21 protein-coding genes are annotated in these 18,664 nt (G+C 66.0%); 11 read left to right on the top strand and 10 right to left on the bottom strand.

What is annotated here, in order from left to right; genetic code table 11:
* Together ACFWU5_RS16970 and ACFWU5_RS16965 are read left to right on the top strand one after the other, a co-directional pair.
* On the top strand, nt 1-649 hold a 649-nt coding region (locus ACFWU5_RS16970; protein WP_379267868.1), incomplete at its 5' end, for a cysteine hydrolase family protein.
* 15 nt (nt 650-664) lie between these two features.
* Nucleotides 665-2,242: a regulator gene (locus ACFWU5_RS16965; protein WP_379267867.1), complete on the top strand. Its 1,578-nt coding sequence runs from the start codon at nt 665-667 to the stop codon at nt 2,240-2,242.
* 15 nt (nt 2,243-2,257) lie between these two features.
* Here the strand turns inward: ACFWU5_RS16965 and ACFWU5_RS16960 are convergent, their stop codons facing one another.
* Nucleotides 2,258-3,106, bottom strand: a complete 849-nt coding sequence (locus tag ACFWU5_RS16960) for an SDR family oxidoreductase (protein ID WP_379267866.1) — start codon at nt 3,104-3,106, stop codon at nt 2,258-2,260.
* 98 nt (nt 3,107-3,204) lie between these two features.
* Here ACFWU5_RS16960 and ACFWU5_RS16955 point away from each other — a divergent pair, with 98 nt between their 5' ends.
* Complete coding sequence (locus ACFWU5_RS16955) at nt 3,205-4,086, top strand: DUF5995 family protein (RefSeq protein ID WP_379241909.1); 882 nt, start codon at nt 3,205-3,207, stop codon at nt 4,084-4,086.
* Between the two features lie 6 nt (nt 4,087-4,092).
* Here the strand turns inward: ACFWU5_RS16955 and ACFWU5_RS16950 are convergent, their stop codons facing one another.
* Both ACFWU5_RS16950 and ACFWU5_RS16945 read right to left on the bottom strand, forming a co-directional pair.
* Nucleotides 4,093-5,025 (bottom strand): NAD-dependent epimerase/dehydratase family protein, encoded by a 933-nt coding sequence (locus tag ACFWU5_RS16950; protein WP_379241910.1) that lies wholly within the window; start codon nt 5,023-5,025, stop codon nt 4,093-4,095.
* Nucleotides 5,026-5,118: 93 nt separating this feature from the next.
* Nucleotides 5,119-6,846: a GMC oxidoreductase gene (locus tag ACFWU5_RS16945; RefSeq protein ID WP_379267865.1), complete on the bottom strand. Its 1,728-nt coding sequence runs from the start codon at nt 6,844-6,846 to the stop codon at nt 5,119-5,121.
* 97 nt (nt 6,847-6,943) lie between these two features.
* On the opposite strand from ACFWU5_RS16945, the gene ACFWU5_RS16940 reads away from it, so the two are divergent.
* The 5 genes from ACFWU5_RS16940 (at nt 6,944) to ACFWU5_RS16920 (ending at nt 11,056) form a co-directional block, all read left to right on the top strand.
* Complete coding sequence (locus ACFWU5_RS16940; RefSeq protein ID WP_379267864.1) at nt 6,944-7,657, top strand: MerR family transcriptional regulator; 714 nt, start codon at nt 6,944-6,946, stop codon at nt 7,655-7,657.
* 8 nt (nt 7,658-7,665) lie between these two features.
* Complete coding sequence (locus ACFWU5_RS16935; RefSeq protein ID WP_379267863.1) at nt 7,666-8,403, top strand: TetR/AcrR family transcriptional regulator; 738 nt, start codon at nt 7,666-7,668, stop codon at nt 8,401-8,403.
* A gap of 59 nt (nt 8,404-8,462) precedes the next feature.
* On the top strand, nt 8,463-9,056 hold the full coding sequence (locus ACFWU5_RS16930; RefSeq protein WP_379267862.1) for a hypothetical protein: 594 nt from the start codon (nt 8,463-8,465) through the stop codon (nt 9,054-9,056).
* A gap of 61 nt (nt 9,057-9,117) precedes the next feature.
* The gene (locus tag ACFWU5_RS16925) at nt 9,118-9,933 is read left to right on the top strand and encodes an NAD(P)H-binding protein (RefSeq protein WP_379267861.1); all 816 of its coding nucleotides are present in this window, start codon (nt 9,118-9,120) and stop codon (nt 9,931-9,933) included.
* 124 nt (nt 9,934-10,057) lie between these two features.
* Complete coding sequence (locus ACFWU5_RS16920; protein WP_379267860.1) at nt 10,058-11,056, top strand: diiron oxygenase; 999 nt, start codon at nt 10,058-10,060, stop codon at nt 11,054-11,056.
* Nucleotides 11,057-11,060: 4 nt separating this feature from the next.
* Here the strand turns inward: ACFWU5_RS16920 and ACFWU5_RS16915 are convergent, their stop codons facing one another.
* The gene (locus ACFWU5_RS16915; protein ID WP_379267859.1) at nt 11,061-11,783 is read right to left on the bottom strand and encodes a TetR/AcrR family transcriptional regulator; all 723 of its coding nucleotides are present in this window, start codon (nt 11,781-11,783) and stop codon (nt 11,061-11,063) included.
* A 38-nt stretch (nt 11,784-11,821) separates the two neighbouring features.
* Nucleotides 11,822-13,135 (bottom strand): family 1 glycosylhydrolase, encoded by a 1,314-nt coding sequence (locus tag ACFWU5_RS16910; protein ID WP_379267858.1) that lies wholly within the window; start codon nt 13,133-13,135, stop codon nt 11,822-11,824.
* A 320-nt stretch (nt 13,136-13,455) separates the two neighbouring features.
* On the opposite strand from ACFWU5_RS16910, the gene ACFWU5_RS16905 reads away from it, so the two are divergent.
* Nucleotides 13,456-13,938 carry a nitroreductase family deazaflavin-dependent oxidoreductase gene (locus tag ACFWU5_RS16905; RefSeq protein WP_379267857.1) on the top strand — a complete coding sequence of 161 codons (483 nt, stop codon included), beginning with the start codon at nt 13,456-13,458 and terminating at the stop codon, nt 13,936-13,938.
* Here ACFWU5_RS16905 and ACFWU5_RS16900 read toward each other — a convergent pair whose 3' ends face one another.
* The 4 genes from ACFWU5_RS16900 to ACFWU5_RS16885 all read right to left on the bottom strand — a co-directional run bounded on the left by ACFWU5_RS16900 (nt 13,939) and on the right by ACFWU5_RS16885 (nt 16,681).
* The gene (locus ACFWU5_RS16900; RefSeq protein ID WP_379267856.1) at nt 13,939-15,132 is read right to left on the bottom strand and encodes a site-specific integrase; all 1,194 of its coding nucleotides are present in this window, start codon (nt 15,130-15,132) and stop codon (nt 13,939-13,941) included. It abuts the gene before it with no gap.
* A gap of 73 nt (nt 15,133-15,205) precedes the next feature.
* Complete coding sequence (locus ACFWU5_RS16895) at nt 15,206-15,445, bottom strand: hypothetical protein (RefSeq protein ID WP_379241921.1); 240 nt, start codon at nt 15,443-15,445, stop codon at nt 15,206-15,208.
* A 183-nt stretch (nt 15,446-15,628) separates the two neighbouring features.
* Entirely contained in the window at nt 15,629-16,339 is a 711-nt protein-coding gene (locus tag ACFWU5_RS16890; protein ID WP_379267855.1) for a hypothetical protein, read from the bottom strand.
* Nucleotides 16,340-16,384: 45 nt separating this feature from the next.
* Complete coding sequence (locus tag ACFWU5_RS16885; protein WP_379267854.1) at nt 16,385-16,681, bottom strand: helix-turn-helix domain-containing protein; 297 nt, start codon at nt 16,679-16,681, stop codon at nt 16,385-16,387.
* 418 nt (nt 16,682-17,099) lie between these two features.
* Between ACFWU5_RS16885 and ACFWU5_RS16880 the strand changes: the two genes are divergently transcribed.
* Nucleotides 17,100-17,471: a hypothetical protein gene (locus ACFWU5_RS16880; RefSeq protein ID WP_379267853.1), complete on the top strand. Its 372-nt coding sequence runs from the start codon at nt 17,100-17,102 to the stop codon at nt 17,469-17,471.
* Between the two features lie 80 nt (nt 17,472-17,551).
* Here ACFWU5_RS16880 and ACFWU5_RS16875 read toward each other — a convergent pair whose 3' ends face one another.
* Nucleotides 17,552-18,040 carry a hypothetical protein gene (locus ACFWU5_RS16875; RefSeq protein WP_379267852.1) on the bottom strand — a complete coding sequence of 163 codons (489 nt, stop codon included), beginning with the start codon at nt 18,038-18,040 and terminating at the stop codon, nt 17,552-17,554.
* 370 nt (nt 18,041-18,410) lie between these two features.
* On the opposite strand from ACFWU5_RS16875, the gene ACFWU5_RS16870 reads away from it, so the two are divergent.
* Complete coding sequence (locus tag ACFWU5_RS16870) at nt 18,411-18,656, top strand: hypothetical protein (protein WP_379267851.1); 246 nt, start codon at nt 18,411-18,413, stop codon at nt 18,654-18,656.
* Nucleotides 18,657-18,664: the final 8 nt, after the last annotated feature.

Raw genomic sequence — 18,664 nt, 5'->3', positions numbered from 1 at the left:
CTTCGACCCGGCGACCACCGCGCTGGTCATCATCGACATGCAGCGAGACTTCCTGCTGCCCGGCGGTTTCGGTGAGAGTCTGGGCAACGACGTCACCTTGCTGCGCGAGGTCATCGAACCTCTCACCGAACTGCTGGCCTGCGCCAGAGCCGCCGACATCACCGTCATCCACACCAGGGAAGGCCACCTGCCCGACCTGTCGGACTGCCCACCGGCAAAACTGCGGCGCGGCAACCCTTCTCAGCGCATAGGAGACCCCGGCCGTTTCGGTCGGATCCTGATTCGCGGCGAATACGGCCACGACATCGTCGACGAACTGGCACCCATCACCGGTGAGACCGTGATCGACAAACCGGGCAAAGGCGCGTTCTACGCCACCGAACTAGCCGATGTGCTGCAACAGAATTCGATCGCCACCCTGCTCGTGGCCGGCGTGACCACCGAGGTCTGCGTGCACACCACCGTCCGCGAGGCCAACGACCGCGGCTACGAATGTGTGGTCGTCGCCGATTGCGTCGGCTCCTACTTCCCCGAGTTCCAGCGCGTAGGCCTGGCGATGATCGCCGCCCAGGGCGCGATCTTCGGCTGGGTCGCGGACTCCGCGGACGTCATCACCGCACTGACCACCACAGCTCCCGTCACGGCTTAACGAACAGGATCCACCATGTCGGTCGACACGTCGAAAACCACCACCGCACCCGAACCCCCACCGCCACTGGCACTTCCGTGGTGGACCAGGGGCGACACCAATGCCTTCTTCGGACTGGCATTCAACATCCTGGTCAACGTACTCACATTGACCACCCTGACCATCGCCGTGGTGAAGATCCCCAGCACCGATGTGCTCGGCACGGTCTTGCCCGCGCTCGGCGTCGCCCTGGTGCTGGGCAACCTGTACTACATGGTGCTGGCCCGACGCCTGGCCCGCCGCGAGGGACGGTCCGACGTCACCGCGCTGCCCTACGGGCCGAGCGTGCCGCACATGTTCATCGTCGTGTTCGTGGTGATGCTGCCGATCTACCTGGCAACCGGAGATCCGTTGCGGGCGTGGGCCGCCGGCCTCGCGTGGGCCTTCATGATCGGCGTGATCGTGATGATCGGCGCGTTCGTCGGCCCCTACATTCGCAAGGTCACCCCGCGTGCCGCGATGCTGGGCACCCTGGCCGGCATCTCCATCACCTTCATCGCCATGCGCCCCGCCGCGCAGATGTGGGAGGTGGCCTGGATCGGGCTGCCGGTGCTGGCCATCATCTTGATCGGCTTCTTCACCGACGTGAAACTGCCGGGCAATATCCCGGTCGGGCTGGTGGCACTGCTGGTCGGCACCGCGATCGGCTGGATCGGCGGATACATGTCTGTACCCGACGTCGCCCAGGCCGCCGGCGACATCGCACTGGGTCTACCCGATCTGCGCCTGGGTCTGCTGTTCGACGGCCTGAGCAACCTCGCACCGCTTTTGGCCACCGCCATCCCGCTGGGCATCTACAACTTCACCGAAGCGATGAGCAACGTGGAAAGCGCCGCGGCAGCGGGCGACAACTACAACCTGCGCAGCGTGCTGCTGGCCGACGGCTTCGGCGCGGTGATCGGCGCGGGCTTCGGCTCCCCGTTCCCGCCCGCGGTCTACATCGGCCACCCCGGTTGGAAGGATGCGGGCGGGCGCACGGGCTACTCACTGGCCAGCGGCGCGTCCATCGCAATCATGTGTCTCCTAGGCCTTTTCGGTGTGCTGGCGACCCTGCTACCGATCCCGGCGATCGTGCCGATCCTGCTCTACATCGGCCTGCTGATCGGCGCGCAGGCCTTCCAGGCGGTGCCGCGCATCCACGCGGTCGCGGTCGTGGCCGCACTGCTGCCCAACCTCGCGGAATGGGCCGTCACCCAGATCGACAACGCGCTGGCCGCCGCAGGGACTTCGGCGGCCGAGGTCGGTTCGGACGCACTGGGCCAAGCCGGTGTCGTCTACGACGGGCTGAAGGTGTTCGGCTCCGGGGCGGTGCTGGCCGGTCTGGTGCTGGGCGCGATCGTCACGTTCATCCTCGACAAACGATTCCGCGCGGCGGCAGCGGCGGCACTGATCGGCGCGGCGTTGAGCTGGATCGGCCTGATCCACGCGCACGCGGTCGAATGGGCCGCCGCACCCGGCGTAGCGCTGGGATACCTGCTGTTCGCGCTGGTCTGCGCGGCCTACTCGCTGGTGCCCAGCGCGGCAATCCCCGAGGCGGACACGGTCGAAGTGTGACGGGTGGCGACTACCTCAGGACTTGCCTGTCAGGGTCTCGAGGTAGTCGCGAAAGTCGGTGGCCGGATGGCCGGTCAGATGTTGGACCGCGTCGGTGACCTGGTCGAGGTCGCCCTGCGCGATCGCGGTGTAGGTGCTGACCCAGCCGTCGACTTCCCATTTCGGCGCGTTGTACTTCGCACGGGAGGCGTAAGCCTGGTCGACAGTTTGGTCGACGTAACGGTAAGGGCGGCCCAGGATTTCGGTCATGTCGGCGGTGGCGGTGGTGAGATCGAAGGCCCGTGGGCCCGTGACGTCGAAGGTCTGGCCATGATGTTCGGTCGAATCGAGCACTGCCGCCGCACAATCGGCGACGTCGCCGCGGGTCACCGCGGCGACCTTGCCGTCGCCCGCGGGGCCTTCGATCACGCCGTTCTCATCGGCGAAGTGGGGGATGATGTCCTGGTACTGGTTGTCGCGCAGGAAGGTGAAGGCCAGGCCGGAGGCGCGGATGGCTTGTTCGGTGTACCAGTGGTCGCGCCCGAACGTGAAGGTGCTGTCCGGGGCCGCACCGACAAACGACAGGTACACGATTCGTTGCACGCCCGCGTCTTTCGCGGCCCGCACGACCGCGATCTGTTGGTCTGCTCGGTCAGCGCTCTCGGTGGCGGAGACGAAGAAGAAGGTCTGCACACCGTCGAGGGCGGCGGCCACGGTGGTCGGATCGGCGAAGTCGATGGCCGCGGTGGTGGCACCGTCGATCGGGGCCATGTGGTCGACGTTGCGCCCGAGCAGTCGCAACCGCGCGCCGGACAGTGCCAGTAGGTGGGCAACGCGGCCGCCGATATGTCCGCTGGCTCCTGAAATCGCGATCGTCTCCGGCATCGGTCCAGCCTAGGGGCCAGGACGGCCGGAGACCCCGACACGCCGGTGATCGTGCGCGTCGAAGCGACGAACCGGGCAGCAGGTGGTGGAATCGGCGCGTGCGCGTATCCAGTGGAATAGCCGCCTTCGTCGCGGTAGTCACCTTGGCCCTGCCTGCGGGTCCGGCACAGGGTGCTGTGCGGGACACCGCGTGCGGGTCGACCCTGTCGCCGACCGACGTCGCCGAAGTCGCGCGCCTATCGGACACCTCGGCGATCTCCGGCGCCGGCAGTCTGGACCGGCTCGAGGACGCGGTGGCCCGGCATCATCGGATCACCGAGATCCTGGTCGAGCACCGCGATCTGCGGGGGTTGTTCGCGATCGGCCTCGACGGTGTCGAATATGCCGCGGTGATGCCGATGCAGCGCGACCCCGCGGCGTTCGCGGACCGCGAGTACGCGCACGCGATCAGCTTCGACCTGCTGCGTAGATTCCTCGACAACCTGCACGCGGAATTCACCGGCGGCACCGCGGAACCGCAATGGGCGCACTACTTTTCGCTCGCGCAAGACTGTGGTGCCTCGCGCGCCCGCACCGCCATGGCCGGGTACAACGCGCATCTCACTGTCGATCTGACGAACGCGGTGGCGGCGGTGCGCAGCAGGCCGGACAACGCCGGGGACTACTTCAAGATCGTGGCAGGCATCGCCTCGGTCGGTGACGTGATCGTCGACCGCACCAAAGCTGCCTACGGCGCCGACCTCGGCCCACTCTGGCGGTTCTACTTCGTCGGCGAAGGACTGGACCAACTCTTCGGTGCCGGTGTGGCGACCGAACAGATGCTCATCGCCGCAGACCTCGGCGCGAACACCGTGATCTTCACCAACGGCCTAGCCCTGCAAGACCCCGCGTTGGCGCCCGTGATCCGCGCCGAGATCACCGCACTGTGGCAAGCGGGCGACCTGGCTTTCGAAGCATTGGCCCGCATCAACGCGCTGTGAACCCGCTCAGCGGTGGAATCGAATATCGGCGGCAAGTGGGTCGGCACTGATGTCGTCGAGCGAGAGAAGTTGGTGGATCCAGGTGGGAGCCGACACCGGATTCCGGATCAGCGCACGAACCGTAATCGCGGCAACCACCGCCGTGGCCAGCGATTGCCCCCGACCGGTCGCGGACCTGGTCGAACCGTCCGCGGCCCGCGCCAGCGCCACCCACCGATCACTGCTGCCGGGCATGTGCGCCGGCGCCACAGCCTGCAAGAACGGCGCCCACGTCAGAGCCTCCAGGCCGAGCGTGTCCAGCCGAGAATCCAGCCGCAGGTAGGTGCGCACCGGAACCCCGAACTCGCGGGTGAGCCGGTGCTGATCGGCGAAGTCGGCGCGCACCGCCGGAAATGGCCGATACCCGGCATCGTCGGGCAGGGAAAACCGTTGCCGCCCAGTGAAATTGCGGACACTCGTGCCGTCGGCATCGGGAAAGCGCTGTCCGAGAAGCTGATACGTCCAGGCAGTCGCGGCAGGCCCGTGCGCTTCCCCGGAGCCCAGCCCGATCATGATGTCGACCGGCCCACGCTCGTGCGCGAACGCGTCCACGGCCAGCAGAGTCGTGAGCCCAGGCGCCAACCCGACACCGAGCACCACGGGACCCTCGACATCCTCGAGCGCCCGGACATAACCCGAAGTCGCCGAAATATCGACGAACACGGACCCACGCTCGACACAGAGCCTTGCGAGCTGAACATCCTCGGCACCAACACAATTGACCACCACGGTCACCCCCGCGAGCCCGGCTTCGACACTGGCACTGTCACCGATATCGACCACCCGATCCGACCTGCCCGGATCACGCCCCGCAGACTTCACGGAGACCCCCTCGCCCCGCAGCAACCGCACCAGATGCGCCCCGACCGTCCCATACCCGCCCAGCACCAGCACCGTCATCGAAGATCCTCCCGATCGTCGCCTTCGATGCTAACGAGAACGGCCCCGGCTCGCGGCATGAAACCGCAAGGCCGGGGCCGCTTTCCGCAAGAACTACCCCGCGGTCTTCTCCGAGCTACGGATCTCCACGATCGGCAGAATCAACGCGGCAGGCGCACTCGCGGGCACCACCGGCCGGTTCGGCCGAACCGCCGAGATCTTCGCGTACCCCTCGCTCTGCTCGGGCCGAGTATCGACCTCGCCCTTGTTCGGCCAGTACGCCGCCGCGCGCTCGGCCTGCGCGGTGATGGTCAGCGACGGGTTGACGCCGAGGTTGGCCGACACGGCCGCACCGTCGACAACGCTGAGTGTCGGGTACCCGTACACCCGGTGGAACGCGTCGATCACGCCGTGCTCCGGATCGGCACCGATCGCCGCACCACCGAGGAAATGCGCGGTCATCGGCACATTGAACACATCACCCCAGGTGCCACCGGCAACGCCGCCGATCTTCTCCGCGACCCGTCGGGTCACGTCGTTGCCCGCCGGAATCCAGGTCGGATTCGGTTGTCCGTGGCCCTGTTTGGAGGTCAGCTTGCGGCCGCCGAACAGGCCGCGCTTGGTGTAGGTGGTGATCGAGTTGTCCAGGTGCTGCATGACCAGCGAGATGATGGTGCGCTCGCTCCAGTTCTTCACGCTCACGAACCGGAAGAAGGTCAGCGGGTTGGACAGCACCAGCCCGAGGAACCGCAGCCAGCGCGGCACCCGGCCGCCGCCGTCGACCATCAGCGTCTGCAACATGCCCATCGAGTTGGAGCCCTTGCCGTAACGGACCGGCTCGACGTGGGTGTCGGGAGTGGGGTGGATCGACGAGGTGATCGCCACACCCTTGGTGAAGTCCTGGTCGGGCCCCAGCGTCCTGGTCGCGGCGCCGACGATCGATTCGGAGTTGGTGCGGGTGAGCAGACCCAACTGGTTCGACAGCTTCGGCAGCGCACCTTCATCGCGCATCGCGTGCAGCAACTTCTGCGTGCCCAGCGTGCCGGCCGCGAGCACCACGTGCTTGGCGGTCAAAGTCTTGGGCGCCTTGCGAACCCACGCACCGGTGCGCTCGGTGGCCACATCCCACGTGCCGTCGGGCAGCGGCCGCATTGCCGACACCGTGGTCATCGGAATAACCTGCGCGCCGGCCTTTTCCGCGAGGTACAGGTAGTTCTTCACCAGGGTGTTCTTGGCGCCGAACTTGCAGCCGACCATGCAGTCGCCACATTCGACACAGCCGGTGCGCTCGGGCCCGGCACCGCCGAAGTAGGGGTCGGCCTCGGTCTCGCCCGGCGTTCCGAAGAACACGCCCACAGGCGTCTGCACGAACGTTTCGCCCACACCCATGTCCTCGGCCACAGCTTTGAAGATCTCGTCGGCCGGAGTCATGTGGGGATTTGTCACAACACCGAGCATCTTCTTCGCCTGCTCGTAATAGGGCGTGAGCTCGGCGCGCCAGTCGGTGATCTCGCGCCACTGGGGGTCCTGGAAGAACGGCTCCGGCGGCACGTACAGGGTGTTGGCGTAGTTCAGCGAACCGCCACCCACGCCCGCGCCACCCAGGATCAACACGTCGCGCAGCGGGTGGATGCGCTGGATACCGTAGCAGCCCAGCTTGGGTGCCCAGACGAATTTGCGCAGGTCCCAGCTGGTTTTGGGCAGTTCGTCATCGGCGAAGCGGCGGCCCGCCTCGATGACGCCGACCTTGTAGCCCTTCTCCACCAGGCGCAGCGCGGTGACACTGCCACCGAAGCCGGAACCGACGATCAAGACGTCGAAGTCGGTGGTGCGCTCGGACATGGGGGCTCCTCGATCGGTGTCGACAGTGACCTGGGTAACGCTAACGCCGACAGTCGGGACTGTCAAAGTCGGTTCCGAGCCGTCCTATGCTGGTCGGGTGCCCCGATACACCAGAGCGGAACTCGCCGACGTCAGCGGCGTCGCGGCGCGCACCATCCGCTACTACCACTCGCTGGGCGTGCTGCCCAAGCCCGGCCGCGCGGGCAAAGAGGTCGTCTACACCGACGAACACCTCGACCGTCTGCGCGACATCGTGGCCATGCAGGCGCGCGGTCTGCGCCTGGACGCGATCCGCGAGGTGTTCGACACCGAACCGCAGGCCGGTGACTGGCGCACCCTGTTCGACCCGCGCGCGGGCCAGTCCGTGGAACGTTCGTCGCGGGTCGACGACGCCGAACTCATCGCGATGCTGGGCGACCGCGGCACCGACGTGCTCACCGAGTTGATCTCGGCCGGCTACCTCGAGCGCCGCGGGCTGCACTGGTTCATCGAAGACCGCACGATGTTCAAAGCCGCGCTGGTGCTCTATGACGTGGGCACCGACATCACGCTCAGCGGCGAATTGCGCACGCTGATCCAGTCGCGCATCGCCGCCCTGGCCGACGACGTGGTGCGCACGGTGCGCGACGCCGCGGGCACCGGGTACGGCGGCGAGGGCGTCGGCGTGGACCTGAGCCGCTTCCGCGACCGACTGCTGGCGATGGCATGGGAGGTCGGCGGCGCCACCCTCTCCGCCGAGATCGAACGCGCCGCCGCCGAAGACGACACGGTCCGGCACCGTGACCGGGCGCCGGCCGCGAGTGGGCGATGATCGGTGACATGAGCACCGACCAGCCGGGTCCGCGCGCACTGGCCCGCGCGCGCACGATCGCCGACATCAAACGCATCGGCCGCGAGCACCTGGCCACCCACGGCGCCGCGGCGTTGTCGTTGCGGGCGGTCGCGCGTGATCTGGGCGTGGTGTCCTCGGCGGTGTACCGGTACGTGAGCAGTCGCGACGAACTGCTGACCCTGCTGGTGGTCGACGGCTACAACGCGCTGGGCGACGCCGTGGACGCCGCCCTGGCCGACGCGCCCGACGACCCCGCGACCCGTTTCCGTGTCACCGCGCGAACCGTGCGGGAATGGGCGTTGGCCGAACCCGCTTGGTACGGACTGCTTTTCGGCACCCCCGTCCCCGGTTACGCCGCTCCCGCCGACGACACCGAGGCACCGGGCGTGCGCGTGATCGCGACCCTGCTCGGCATCATCGACAGCGCTTTCCGCCGAGGCCAACTGACGTCCGGTCAGGACCTCGCGATCTCCCCGAAGACCTCAGCCGACTTCGCCACGATCCGCGAACAGTTCGGCCTGGCCGCCCCCGACCCCGTCATCGCCGCAGCCCTCACCGCCTGGACCACCCTGTTCGGCGCCGTGAACTTCGACGTGTTCGACATGTACGGCCGCGACACCTTCGCCGATCGCGCGGAAATCTTCGACCTGAATATCGACCAGCTGCTGCGCCTGCTCGGCTTCGTCGTGCCGTGTCCACAAGGAGTGGACCGGTCGGTACGGTAGCGATCTGAAGAGTTCCCGCGGTATGTGGGGAGAGGAATGTGTGAACGGAGGTGCGGCCAGTGAATTCCCGCGAGGAGATCTTGCGCCGAGTCCGTGATGGGCTGCTCGACCTACCCGAGGACGAGCGCCGGGTGCCGCTGCGAAGATCCGCCGGTCGGCACGCGGTAGTGGACCCGACCGAGCGCGCGGAAGTGCTCGGCGGATTCATCGAACGGTTGCGCGAGCACGGATCGGTGGTGCGCACCGTCGACGTCGCGGGCCTGCCCGCCGCGGTCGCCGACGTGCTCTACGGCATGAGCGTGCTGACGGTACTGGCCGCGGTCGAACCCGGTCCGGCCTGGCTGGACCACTGGGCCAGCGCGCCCGGCCACAAGGTCGTGCACGCGGGCTCGGACGAGGTCGAACCCGGCGAGGCGATAGTGCGCGACGCGGTCGCCGGTGACGCGTCGACCGGCTCACTGGCCATGGACCTGCAGGGCGGCCCCACCACGCCGGTGGCCCTGCCACAAGTGTGCGTCGTGCGCGCCGACCGGGTGTTCGTCTCCCTGCCCGAAGCGCTGGACGACCTCGACAAACGCCGCCCCCTGATCTGGCAGGGCGGCCCCGGCGACACCGAATTGGCCCGCCAACTCGTGGTTCTGCTCGTCGAATAGTCAACTTTTGTTCAGAGGTGCTCGAGCGCCGAACCTGTTGAGCGCTGCGACAATTCAGCTCATGATTCTGGTAACAGGAGCGACCGGAAATGTCGGCGCGGAAGTTGTTCGGGCCTTGGCCTCCACAGGAGATGCCGTCACGGCGATGGTGCGTGATCCCGCGAAGGCAGTGCTGCCGGTCGGCGCGCACGCGATCGAGGGCGACCTCACCGCACCGCAGACACTGAACTTCGACGGGGTTCGCGCGGTGTTCCTGCTACCCGGCTATCCCGGAGTCGCGCAGGCTGCCGCCAAGGCGGGCGTGCGGCACATCGTGCAGCTGTCGGGCCTGTCCGCCGCCACTCGCGACACCACCAACGCCGTGACCCGCTACATGGTCGCCTCCGAAGACGAGGTCACCGATTCGGTCGCCGCATGGACCATCCTGCGACCGTGCGCCTTCGCGTCCAACGCCCTGCGCTGGCTTCCTCAACTGCGCGACGGCGACGAGATCCGCGCGCCGTTCCCCACCGTTCGCACGGCCGCGCTCGACCCGCGAGATCTCGGTGCGGTGGCCGCCACGGTCCTGCGCGCCGACAGCCATCACGGTGAAATCCTGTGGCCCACCGGCCCTGTCGCGGTGACACCCGCCGAACAGGTGGCGATTCTGGCCGAGGTGACCGGGCGCGCGCTGACCTGCCGTGGCCTCACCGATGACGAGGCTCGCGCGCAGCTGCTGGAAACAACGCCCGTGGAATACGTGGACGCCTTCTTCGACTTCTACGTCGCCGGCGTCATCGACGAGTCTATTGTTCGCCCGACCGTCGAACAGATCACCGGCCGCTCACCGCACCCTTTCGCCGCGTGGGCAGCTCGCCACGCTGACGCCTTCCGCTGAAGGCGGTCGCAAACTGTTACCCTGGACGGGTTGTCTGAGACCAACAGTCTCAGTTATTCTTGTGGCAACGGTGTGACGGCGCTAACAGCGTGGTGCGCACCCGACGCGAACCGAGGAGGCACCGATGACGCTGACCAAATCGAGCCGTGGTGGATTCATCACCGAGCAGTATCGAGATGCGTTGGCGACCCTGTCGCAGGGGTCCGTCGACCGCAATTTCGATCCGTACCTCGACATTGATTGGGATTCGCCCGAGCTCGCCCTCGACCCCAATGATGTGCGGTGGGTCCTGTCTCCGGAGGCGGACCCGCTGGGTGCCACCCAGTGGTACCGCGACCAGCCGCTGGACAAGCAGATCGCGATCGGCAAATGGCGCACCGCCAATGTGATCAAGGTCGGCGCCGCGTTCGAGTCCATCCTGATCCGCGGGATGATGCAGTACATCATCAAACTGCCCAATGGCTCGCCGGAGTTCCGGTACTGCTTGCACGAGATGACCGAAGAGTGCAACCACATCCAGATGTTCCAGGAGCTGATCAACCGGATCGGTGTCGATGTGCCGGGCATGCGACCGGTGTTCCGAGCGCTGTCACCGCTGATCGGCGTCGCGGGCGGTTACGCGCACACGATTCTGTTCATCGGCATCCTCGGCGGCGAGGAACCCATCGACCACTATCAGAAGGCCTTGATCCGCGAGGGCGCGTCGATGCCGCCGATGGTGTTGCGCACCATGCAAATTCACATCGCCGAGGAGGCGCGGCACATCTCCTTCGCCGGTGACTTCCTCGCCGCGCACGTCGCGCGGATGGGCAAGTTCAATCGTGGCGTGTGCTCGGTGGCCTTCCCGATCGCGATGCGCTGGTTGGCCGGGGAGATCATGGCGCCGGGGAAGTCGTTCGGGCGTGAGTTCGGGATTCCCGACGAGGTGATCGAGCAGGCGTTCTGGAAGTCCGACCACTCCCGCAAGATCCTGTCGGGCTACTTCGGCGACATGCGCAAACTGGCGTACGACCTGGAACTGATGAACCCCACGGCCAAGTGGTTGTGGCGCAAGCTCGGCGTCGACGGACCGGTGTCGCGGTATCGCAGCGAACCCGAACGCAGCGCGCGGCACGCCGCCTGAGATTTCAGATACCGGCGATCAGTCGCGTGATGATCTCGGTCAGCTGCTGATCGGGATCCAGCGTCAGGCCGTGGCGGCGCGCGACGCCGTCGACCACGTGCCAGGCGTAGGAGGCGACCTCCTCGATCAGCTGGTCCCTGGTCAGCGCCGGTTCGGGGTCGTTGGCCCAGCGGGTGACGGTGGCCTCGGTCATCGACACGATGGCGAAGGTCATCGTGTCGACCGAGGTGTCGTCGGTGACGCCGACCACCCCGGCCAGGCCCGAGACCAAGGCCCTGGTCGACGCCGCGATGGTGGCGATCAGGGCACTCATCCCGTCGACATCGGGATCGCTTTCCGACGGTCCGGTGCGCAGGAACTCGCGCAACCGGGGATGGTCCTGGATCCAGCTCACGACACCGTCGATCGTGCGAACCAGGATGCTGTGAATGGAACCCTCGGCGATGTCGAGAGAGTCCTCGATCTGGGCGACGAACCGGTCGGCGATCTCGCTTCTGATCCGGCGATCGAGCTCGTCGCGGCCGGCGAACTGCCGGTAGACCACCGATTTCGCCAGCCCCGCGTGCTCGGCGATCTGCACGATCGGCACCTCGACCCCGGCCGGTGCCTGCTCGATCAACTCGACCGCGGCCAGCACGATCCGCTCCCGGCGGCTGTCGTTGTGCGGCTGCCATCGGGCTTGCCTGCCGCTCACGGCACTGTCGGGACGTGACGCTGCGCTCGACACCCGCCCGAGTGTAGAGCACACATCGCCGCGTCAAACCGCTACCGCGGCACGGAGACCGGATCGGTGCAACTGGCCGGCCCGTCGACCAGCGAACACGGGGCGACGGGGCGCGTTGGTCGGTATTCGGGGCCGACGCCGCCCGCTTCGGTGATCGCGCGGTAGGCCGCCACCGCGTCGGTCGGGGTGCGGGTCAGGGTCGGGTCGGTCAGCACGTCGACGGTGTAGAGGCCGAAACGTGGTGTGTAGGAACCCCATTCGTAGTTGTCGGTCAGGCTCCAGTAGTTGTAGCCCATCAGCGGGATCCCGTCGGCGACCGCGCGCTGCAACCAGTAGACGGTGTCGCGCAACGAATCCGCGCGGGTGTAGCCGTCGGCGCGCGGGCGGCCGTTCTCGGTCGGGATGCCGTTCTCCACGATGTAGAGCGGACGGCCGGGAAACTTCCGCGCGTAATGGTCAAGGGCGTAGTAAATGCCTTCTGGCTGAAGGGGAATCGTCCACAGACGGTCCGGATCGGGGACCTGCAGTTGGGTGGGGGACAGGCCGTAGTAGTAGTCGATGCCGATGTAGTCCAGGCGCGCGGAGATCCGGTCCAGCATCGGTCCGCTGATCGCGTCGTCGACGGCGGGGATGTAGGCGACGTTGCTGGTGACCTGGGCACCGGGCTGTACGGAGTGGATGTAGTCGTAGATGGTGTTGTGCGCCTGGGCGATTCGGTCACCCATGGTGAGCACGTCGGTGATGCCGATCCCGCCGTGCCGCAGATCATTGAGCAGATAGAACGTCGGTTCGTTGAATGTCACCCACAGCGGGTCGGCGCCGGCGAACCGGTCGACGACGCGACGCGCGTTGGTCAGCCAGTTCGCGACGATGCCCGGGTCGCCCCAGCCGCCGCGGTCCGCCGCCCAGCCGGGATACACCCAGTGATCCAGGGTCAACATCGGCCGCATCCCGGCCTCGGTGATCGCGCTGACCACATCGTCGTAGAACTCGAGCGCCGCTTCGTCCCAGACGTCGGGTTGCGGTTGGACCCGCGCCCACTCGATGCCGATGCGGTACACGCGCACACCGAGTTTCGCGGCCAAGGCGATGTCGGAGCGGTAGCGAGTGCGGAAGTCGACCGAGTTCAGATACGGGTCCGCGGTACTGCCGGATTCGACATAGCGGCGCCAATTGCTGTCCGGCGCATCACCTTCGGCCTGGAAGCCGGAAGCTGCTACACCCCAGAGGAATTCGGGCCCCATCGGTGCCAGTTGGGCCGGCGCGGGTGGTCTCGCGAGAGCGGGGGAGGTGCTGGTCGTGAGCAGCACCATGGCGAGGGTGGCGAGGAGTCTGCGACCGGTGGGGGAGGGCATGGCACTCCTGGCGACTAGAGGAAGGGGAGTGGACCCAGTGTGCGACATCGAGATGGTCAGGCGGGGGAAATAGCGCGGAGCGGCGGGGTTGGGAGGCTGTCGAAATTGAAAAATACATCGGCTTACCTAGATATGCGCATCTAAACATGTGTCCGCCGATCGGCCACATTCACGCGCAACAGTCTTCGACATGTTCTCACCAAACCGAGAACTCACCAGCACAGACAGGGAAGGGCCTTGCCCGCGCCGATCGAGTGAGTTGTCTCTCAGCACCCCGTCGTGGGTGGGCGAATCAGGTTCGCTCGAGCCAAGATTCGGGGATGGTTTGGAATCCCTCGCAGCGCCTCGCCCGAGTCATTGCCGCGCAGCCGTGGGCCATGCACGGCGCCGGATTCGTCCTGCCTGCCGAGCGCCTGCTGCGCCGGATCACCAGTGGCCGCCGAGGTGTTCTCGACCTGGCCGGCCTGCCATCGATCGAGATCACCGTGGTCGGCCGCAAGTCGGGCCTGCCGCGCACCACCTCGCTGCTGTGCGTGCCCGACGGCGACGGCTTCTACCTGGTCGGTTCGAACTGGGGCAAGCCCGAACATCCCGCATGGTCGGCGAACCTGCGCGCGGCGGGCACCGCGTCGGCGCGCTTCAACGGCAGCTCCGCGTTCCCGGTGAGTGTCGCGCAGGTGCACGATCCGGAACGGAAGCGCGTGTGGGATCAGGTGGTCGCGTTCTGGCCCGGCTACGAGATGGAATACAAGCTGGCCGCCGGTCGCGAGTTCCGGATCTTCCGCCTGGACCGGATCGCCTGATCAGAGTCCGAGTTTGGTGACCGCGTTGTCTTCGAGTGGGTTCGCGGTGCGGATGTAGCCGTGGACGGTGCGCGGGTTGGACCAGCGGCCCTGGCGCATGATCTCGCGATCGCTGGCGCCGCCGAGCGCGGCCTGGGTGGCGAAGCCGGCGCGCAGGGAGTGTCCGGAGAACAAGTCGGGGTCCAAACCGGCGCGGGCCGCATACCTTTTGACGAGTTCGGCCACTGCCCGTCCGGACAGTGCTGTGTCGCCGATGCCGCCGTGTCGGTTGATCGTGGGGAACAGCGGTCGGTTTTCGTCGACGCTCAGTGGGGTACCGGTGAATCCGTGGCAGCGGTGGATCGTGGTGTCGGCGGTGAGGTTGTTGCCTAACCAGGCACGGACGTCACCGTGCGCGTGAACTTCCAGTAGTCGAACCCAATCCGCGTACGCGCAGATCGGGCACGTGCGCGGGTGCTTTCCGCGGGGTAGGGCGATGCGCTGTTCAGCAACGCCGGTCGGGTCGGTCTTCGTCGTGGGAAGGTGCACCACGAGCAGCGGTTCGCCGGTGGTGTGGTCGGTGCGCGCGTGCACGTCGCTGATCCGAAGCCCGGCGAGCTCGCTGCGACGCAGAGCGCCCGCGAACCCGACCAACAGTGCCAAAGTGTCCCTGCGACGCGCGGGTTCGGTGGGCCAGCCGGGCGCGGGGAGTTCGGCGAGCAGCTGGTCGAGGGTGTGCAGCAGGACCGGTCGTTTGCGGGTCGGCGGGGTGCGGCGCGTGCGACGGATGCCGCGCAGAGTCAGCCGGACAACATCGGATCGAGTAGGCGAGGGCAGTCCGTTGGCGGCATGCACAGCCGCGATGGCGGCGGACTTGCGATCCAGGGTCGCCGGGCTGAATGCCCAAGCGCCGGTTTCGCGTCGCGCGTCCGCGGAGGCGGCCAGATACACGGCCACATCCAGGGGGTCCGCCGGAAGTGCTTGCCGCTGTTCGACCGCGCACCATCCGGCCCAGGCGATCCAGTCGGTGCGGTAGGCGCGCAAGGTGTTCGCCGACTGCGACGCTTCCAGGTAGCGACGAAGCGCGCCTGCCTGGTTGTCGTCGAAACGTTCGCGGACCAGGCGCAATGCGGCGGTGTCGACGAGAACGCTGCGCACTCCCCGGCGCAGTTCGGTCCGCACCTGTTCAGGAAGCACGACCGATGCGTCGCTCACCCTCGCCACTCCTCGCGTGAATCAGTCTGTCGCCGATGACTGCTGGCTGTTCAGCCTAGTCACCGGCGCGACGTCACGGCATTTCCTCGAGTTCGGCGAGCTGGGTGTGGATGTAGGCGGCCAGGCGATGACGGGCCGCGCCGGTGAGGAAACTGGTGTCGCCCAGGCGCGGGAAGTGGTCGTCGACCGCTTCGGGCTGCGCCTGCGTGGCTTCGGGCGATTCGCCGACTAGTTCCAGACGTGCCGGATGTTGCTGGGGGAGAGGAACACTCGGTTCGTCCGGTTGTGTGGTTGCTGCTCCGGTACGTCCCATGCTTGAACCCTAACGTTTTGTTAGGGATTTTCGCTAGTCGGGGGTGCCCGCAACATCCCGGAAGTGCCCTTTCACCTGGCACTTCCGGGATGTGGGTTACCCGCAACTGCCCGGAGTGTCCCGCAACCACCCGGCCAAACCGTGGGACAAATGTGGGAGCGCCAAACACCCATCAGGCCCGCTTCACCGCCCCCGCGCAGCCACCATCGACAACCCACCCGACACCCCCAACAACACCAACGCCGGCCCCGCCGTCCACGCCACGAACACCGAATGGTTCGCAGCCAACCACTGCGGCGCCCACAGCAAACACCACCACACCCACCCCACGAACACGCCCCCCGGCACCAACACCGCGATCATCGAACCCACCGCCCACCCGCCAGCGGTCGCCTGCGGCGGGCTCTCGGTCACAACCCGCCTCAACGCCTTCATCAACAACACCACCACCCCGCACACCATGACCGTAAATCCCAGGGTGAAAACTGTTGTGCCCCAATCATGTAACTGAAACTCGTGCCCAACTTCCACCCGCCCCAAATCCCCGACCCGAGACGCCACCACCATGACCGCGGCCGTGATCGCCGAAAACCACGTCCACCCAATCCGATAGGACCGCTTGTCCGACATCGAGATCAGTAACACCAGCCCCAGCATCCAACAGGCCACCGCATTCAGTAACCCCGACAGTGAATCGGAAAAGTTCGGACCCACCCACGAACGAAAAGCAGGGTCCAGCCACCGTTCAGCAGCCGGGGCCCACACCAGCGAGTACGCCGCACCCACAGTGATCAGCAGCAGGGTATACAAGCGCGACAACCACTTTCGGTGATACTTCCATCTGGTAAGACGCGCGAAACCTACCAACACCGTAAAAACCGCCACAACCACCACCGCCGCAGTGTAAGACGGAAACCGATACACTGTATCGGTGTTCAGCTAATCGAAACCCAAAGCTGACCGCAACGACTTCGTTGTCGGATCATCGGTTTGATCAGGTGTAACACGCTTTTCGGCTTCGGCGATCATCTCGGTAAGGGGCGTATTGAGCAAGTCAGCAACAGCCTTCGTGATGTTCAGTGTGATCGCACGCCCGTCGCTTTCCAGCCGGCGATACGGGTTGGGTTTCATGCCCAAGGCGGTCCACATCTGTTCCTGGGTGACCCCCTGTGCCACTCGACGCTCCGCCAGGACCTTGCCGAACGCACGATTGAGACCGCCTGACCGCTCATTCACTGAACCACCGTACCCACTCGAAGCTGAACAAAACCTCAGCCGAGCAACTTTTTTGCGAACACGGTGCCAAAATGTTGCGGTACCCGATTACCGGGTACTAGTCTCAACTTGAAGCTTTAAACCGGAAGACTATCAGCGAAAGTCGCGGATCGCGGGCCAACCTGTCGGGGGACAGGCCAACGACAACCGCACCGTCAGAAGCAGGAATCAGCATGAGTGACTAGCACACACAGAGGCCACCCGAGCGGCCCAACGGACCTCGGTGACACTCAGCAACCGTGCCGAACAGGTCGGCACAACACCAACTGGCGGACGCGCAGCCGGAGAGGACACGGCCAGCGAAACCGGCAACAACCCTGCAACCGGGGCGCGTGGCGTCACCGGTTGCCGCCGCACACGACTTTCAAGGACGCAGGTCATGGACCCGGACACCGCACTCGGCTACCACGAAGCCCAAACCGAACACATCACCCACGACAACAACCGCCAACTCGCGGCAATGGGAATCGTCATCCGCGACCCCGAAGGCGAAGCCGACCTGTCCATCGACACCCACGGCAGTATGTGGGCGGACATCGGATGCGTCACCGTCCACGCCTCTGGACTGGTCGAACTCTGGCCGCGACTAGGCATCACACCCAACGCAGTCGACCTCTTACGCGGATTCGGTGTCAGCGTCTTCACCGACCCGCCCAACACCGACAGCGGCTGGCTGAACAACGGTGACGGTTGGTCCACAACCGTCACCGCAGCCGCCACAGGATCCATCGCAATCGCCAACGCGGCATAGATCAAGCACAGAGAATAACCACAGAGCACAGAGAAACAACGGAAGGCCCGCAGCCTGCTGCGGGCCTTCCGTTTTGCTTGCTATTTGTTCTTACCGACCCGGCCCTGAGCTCGGTTACGGGTCGTGGACACCGTCGGCTCCGCTTTCGTCCGCTGCGCAGTCCGCAACGCGCCGACCTCATCGCCGGACTCCTCGACGTCACCAATGATCAGATCTCGACGCAGGGATTGCCCTGGCTCCTTCGCCAACTGCTCCAAACGGCCCTGCACCAGTCGAAGTAGCTGCATGTCGCTCAGCTTGGTGATAGTCACACCATTGGTGAGGCCGACCTCGTCAGGTTCGGCATAGCCGGCCGCGACAAGGACCTCGGCGAAAGGCCGGTGGAACACCGTCGCGATATCGCGCAGCTTCTCAACCGACGGCATGACCCCCCTTCGCCAATGCGTGAGCATTCCCTTCTGGGAACCGATCAGTGATGCGAACTCGGCAGAGTTCAGTTTGTGCAGCTTCATCAGCGAGTGGACGTATTCAAGCCACGCCTCACTGTTGTGGGTGGGGGAGTCGGTCACGGGGTGGGCCTTCCCTGGGTCCCGCCGTGTCAATACTGGCGGGTAACGGTGGTTGCTACATCGATCGTATCGGTCCATGCACCCATTTGGGTAGCGGTCATGAGACCCCATCGACATGTCCTAACGGCGCCGCCACCTGATTAGCGCAGGTCATAGCCGGTTTCTGAGATCAACAATTCGTTCATCACATTAAACCCGTCCCCCGCTTGTCGTGGGGTGCAATGCGTTGTACTATCAGTGTCATGCATTAAACCCGCGGTGCAACGCATGACACCCCGGAACGGTGGTTGCAAACCCTCCGGCACCAAAAAGCCCGCCTCCCCCTGCCAGGGAAGACGGGCAGAACCCCACGCCAACGAAAGGAACGAACGTGGTGTCCACACCCGACCTTACCTCAGCAGTCGAGACCGCGAACAGCCTCGTCACCAAGGCAATCGAAGCACAAGACCGCATCGGCTACACCGACAACGACGACCTCGGCGGCGCCGTACTCAACCTCGCCCGAACCGTCACCGCCCTCGCCCGCGAAGTCAAAGCACTCGCCCTCGCCGTCGACTGGCAACAAGGCGTCATCGACGGACAAAGCATGCAACTCACCACCAGGAGCACCCTGTGAACGCCTTC

The sequence above is a fragment of the Nocardia sp. NPDC058640 genome (assembly GCF_042716995.1).
GTDB lineage: Bacteria > Actinomycetota > Actinomycetes > Mycobacteriales > Mycobacteriaceae > Nocardia.
Note: the sequence above shows the minus strand (reverse complement) of the source record. Positions and strands in the feature narration are given on the sequence as shown.

Coding starts and splice junctions, on each gene's coding strand:
- ACFWU5_RS16965 (WP_379267867.1), top strand. CDS start 665: ATGTCGGTCGACACGTCGAAAACCACCACCGCACCCGAACCCCCACCG.
- ACFWU5_RS16960 (WP_379267866.1), bottom strand. CDS start 3,106: ATGCCGGAGACGATCGCGATTTCAGGAGCCAGCGGACATATCGGCGGC.
- ACFWU5_RS16950 (WP_379241910.1), bottom strand. CDS start 5,025: ATGACGGTGCTGGTGCTGGGCGGGTATGGGACGGTCGGGGCGCATCTG.
- ACFWU5_RS16945 (WP_379267865.1), bottom strand. CDS start 6,846: ATGTCCGAGCGCACCACCGACTTCGACGTCTTGATCGTCGGTTCCGGC.
- ACFWU5_RS16935 (WP_379267863.1), top strand. CDS start 7,666: ATGAGCACCGACCAGCCGGGTCCGCGCGCACTGGCCCGCGCGCGCACG.
- ACFWU5_RS16925 (WP_379267861.1), top strand. CDS start 9,118: ATGATTCTGGTAACAGGAGCGACCGGAAATGTCGGCGCGGAAGTTGTT.
- ACFWU5_RS16920 (WP_379267860.1), top strand. CDS start 10,058: ATGACGCTGACCAAATCGAGCCGTGGTGGATTCATCACCGAGCAGTAT.
- ACFWU5_RS16910 (WP_379267858.1), bottom strand. CDS start 13,135: ATGCCCTCCCCCACCGGTCGCAGACTCCTCGCCACCCTCGCCATGGTG.
- ACFWU5_RS16905 (WP_379267857.1), top strand. CDS start 13,456: ATGGTTTGGAATCCCTCGCAGCGCCTCGCCCGAGTCATTGCCGCGCAG.
- ACFWU5_RS16895 (WP_379241921.1), bottom strand. CDS start 15,445: ATGGGACGTACCGGAGCAGCAACCACACAACCGGACGAACCGAGTGTT.
- ACFWU5_RS16880 (WP_379267853.1), top strand. CDS start 17,100: ATGGACCCGGACACCGCACTCGGCTACCACGAAGCCCAAACCGAACAC.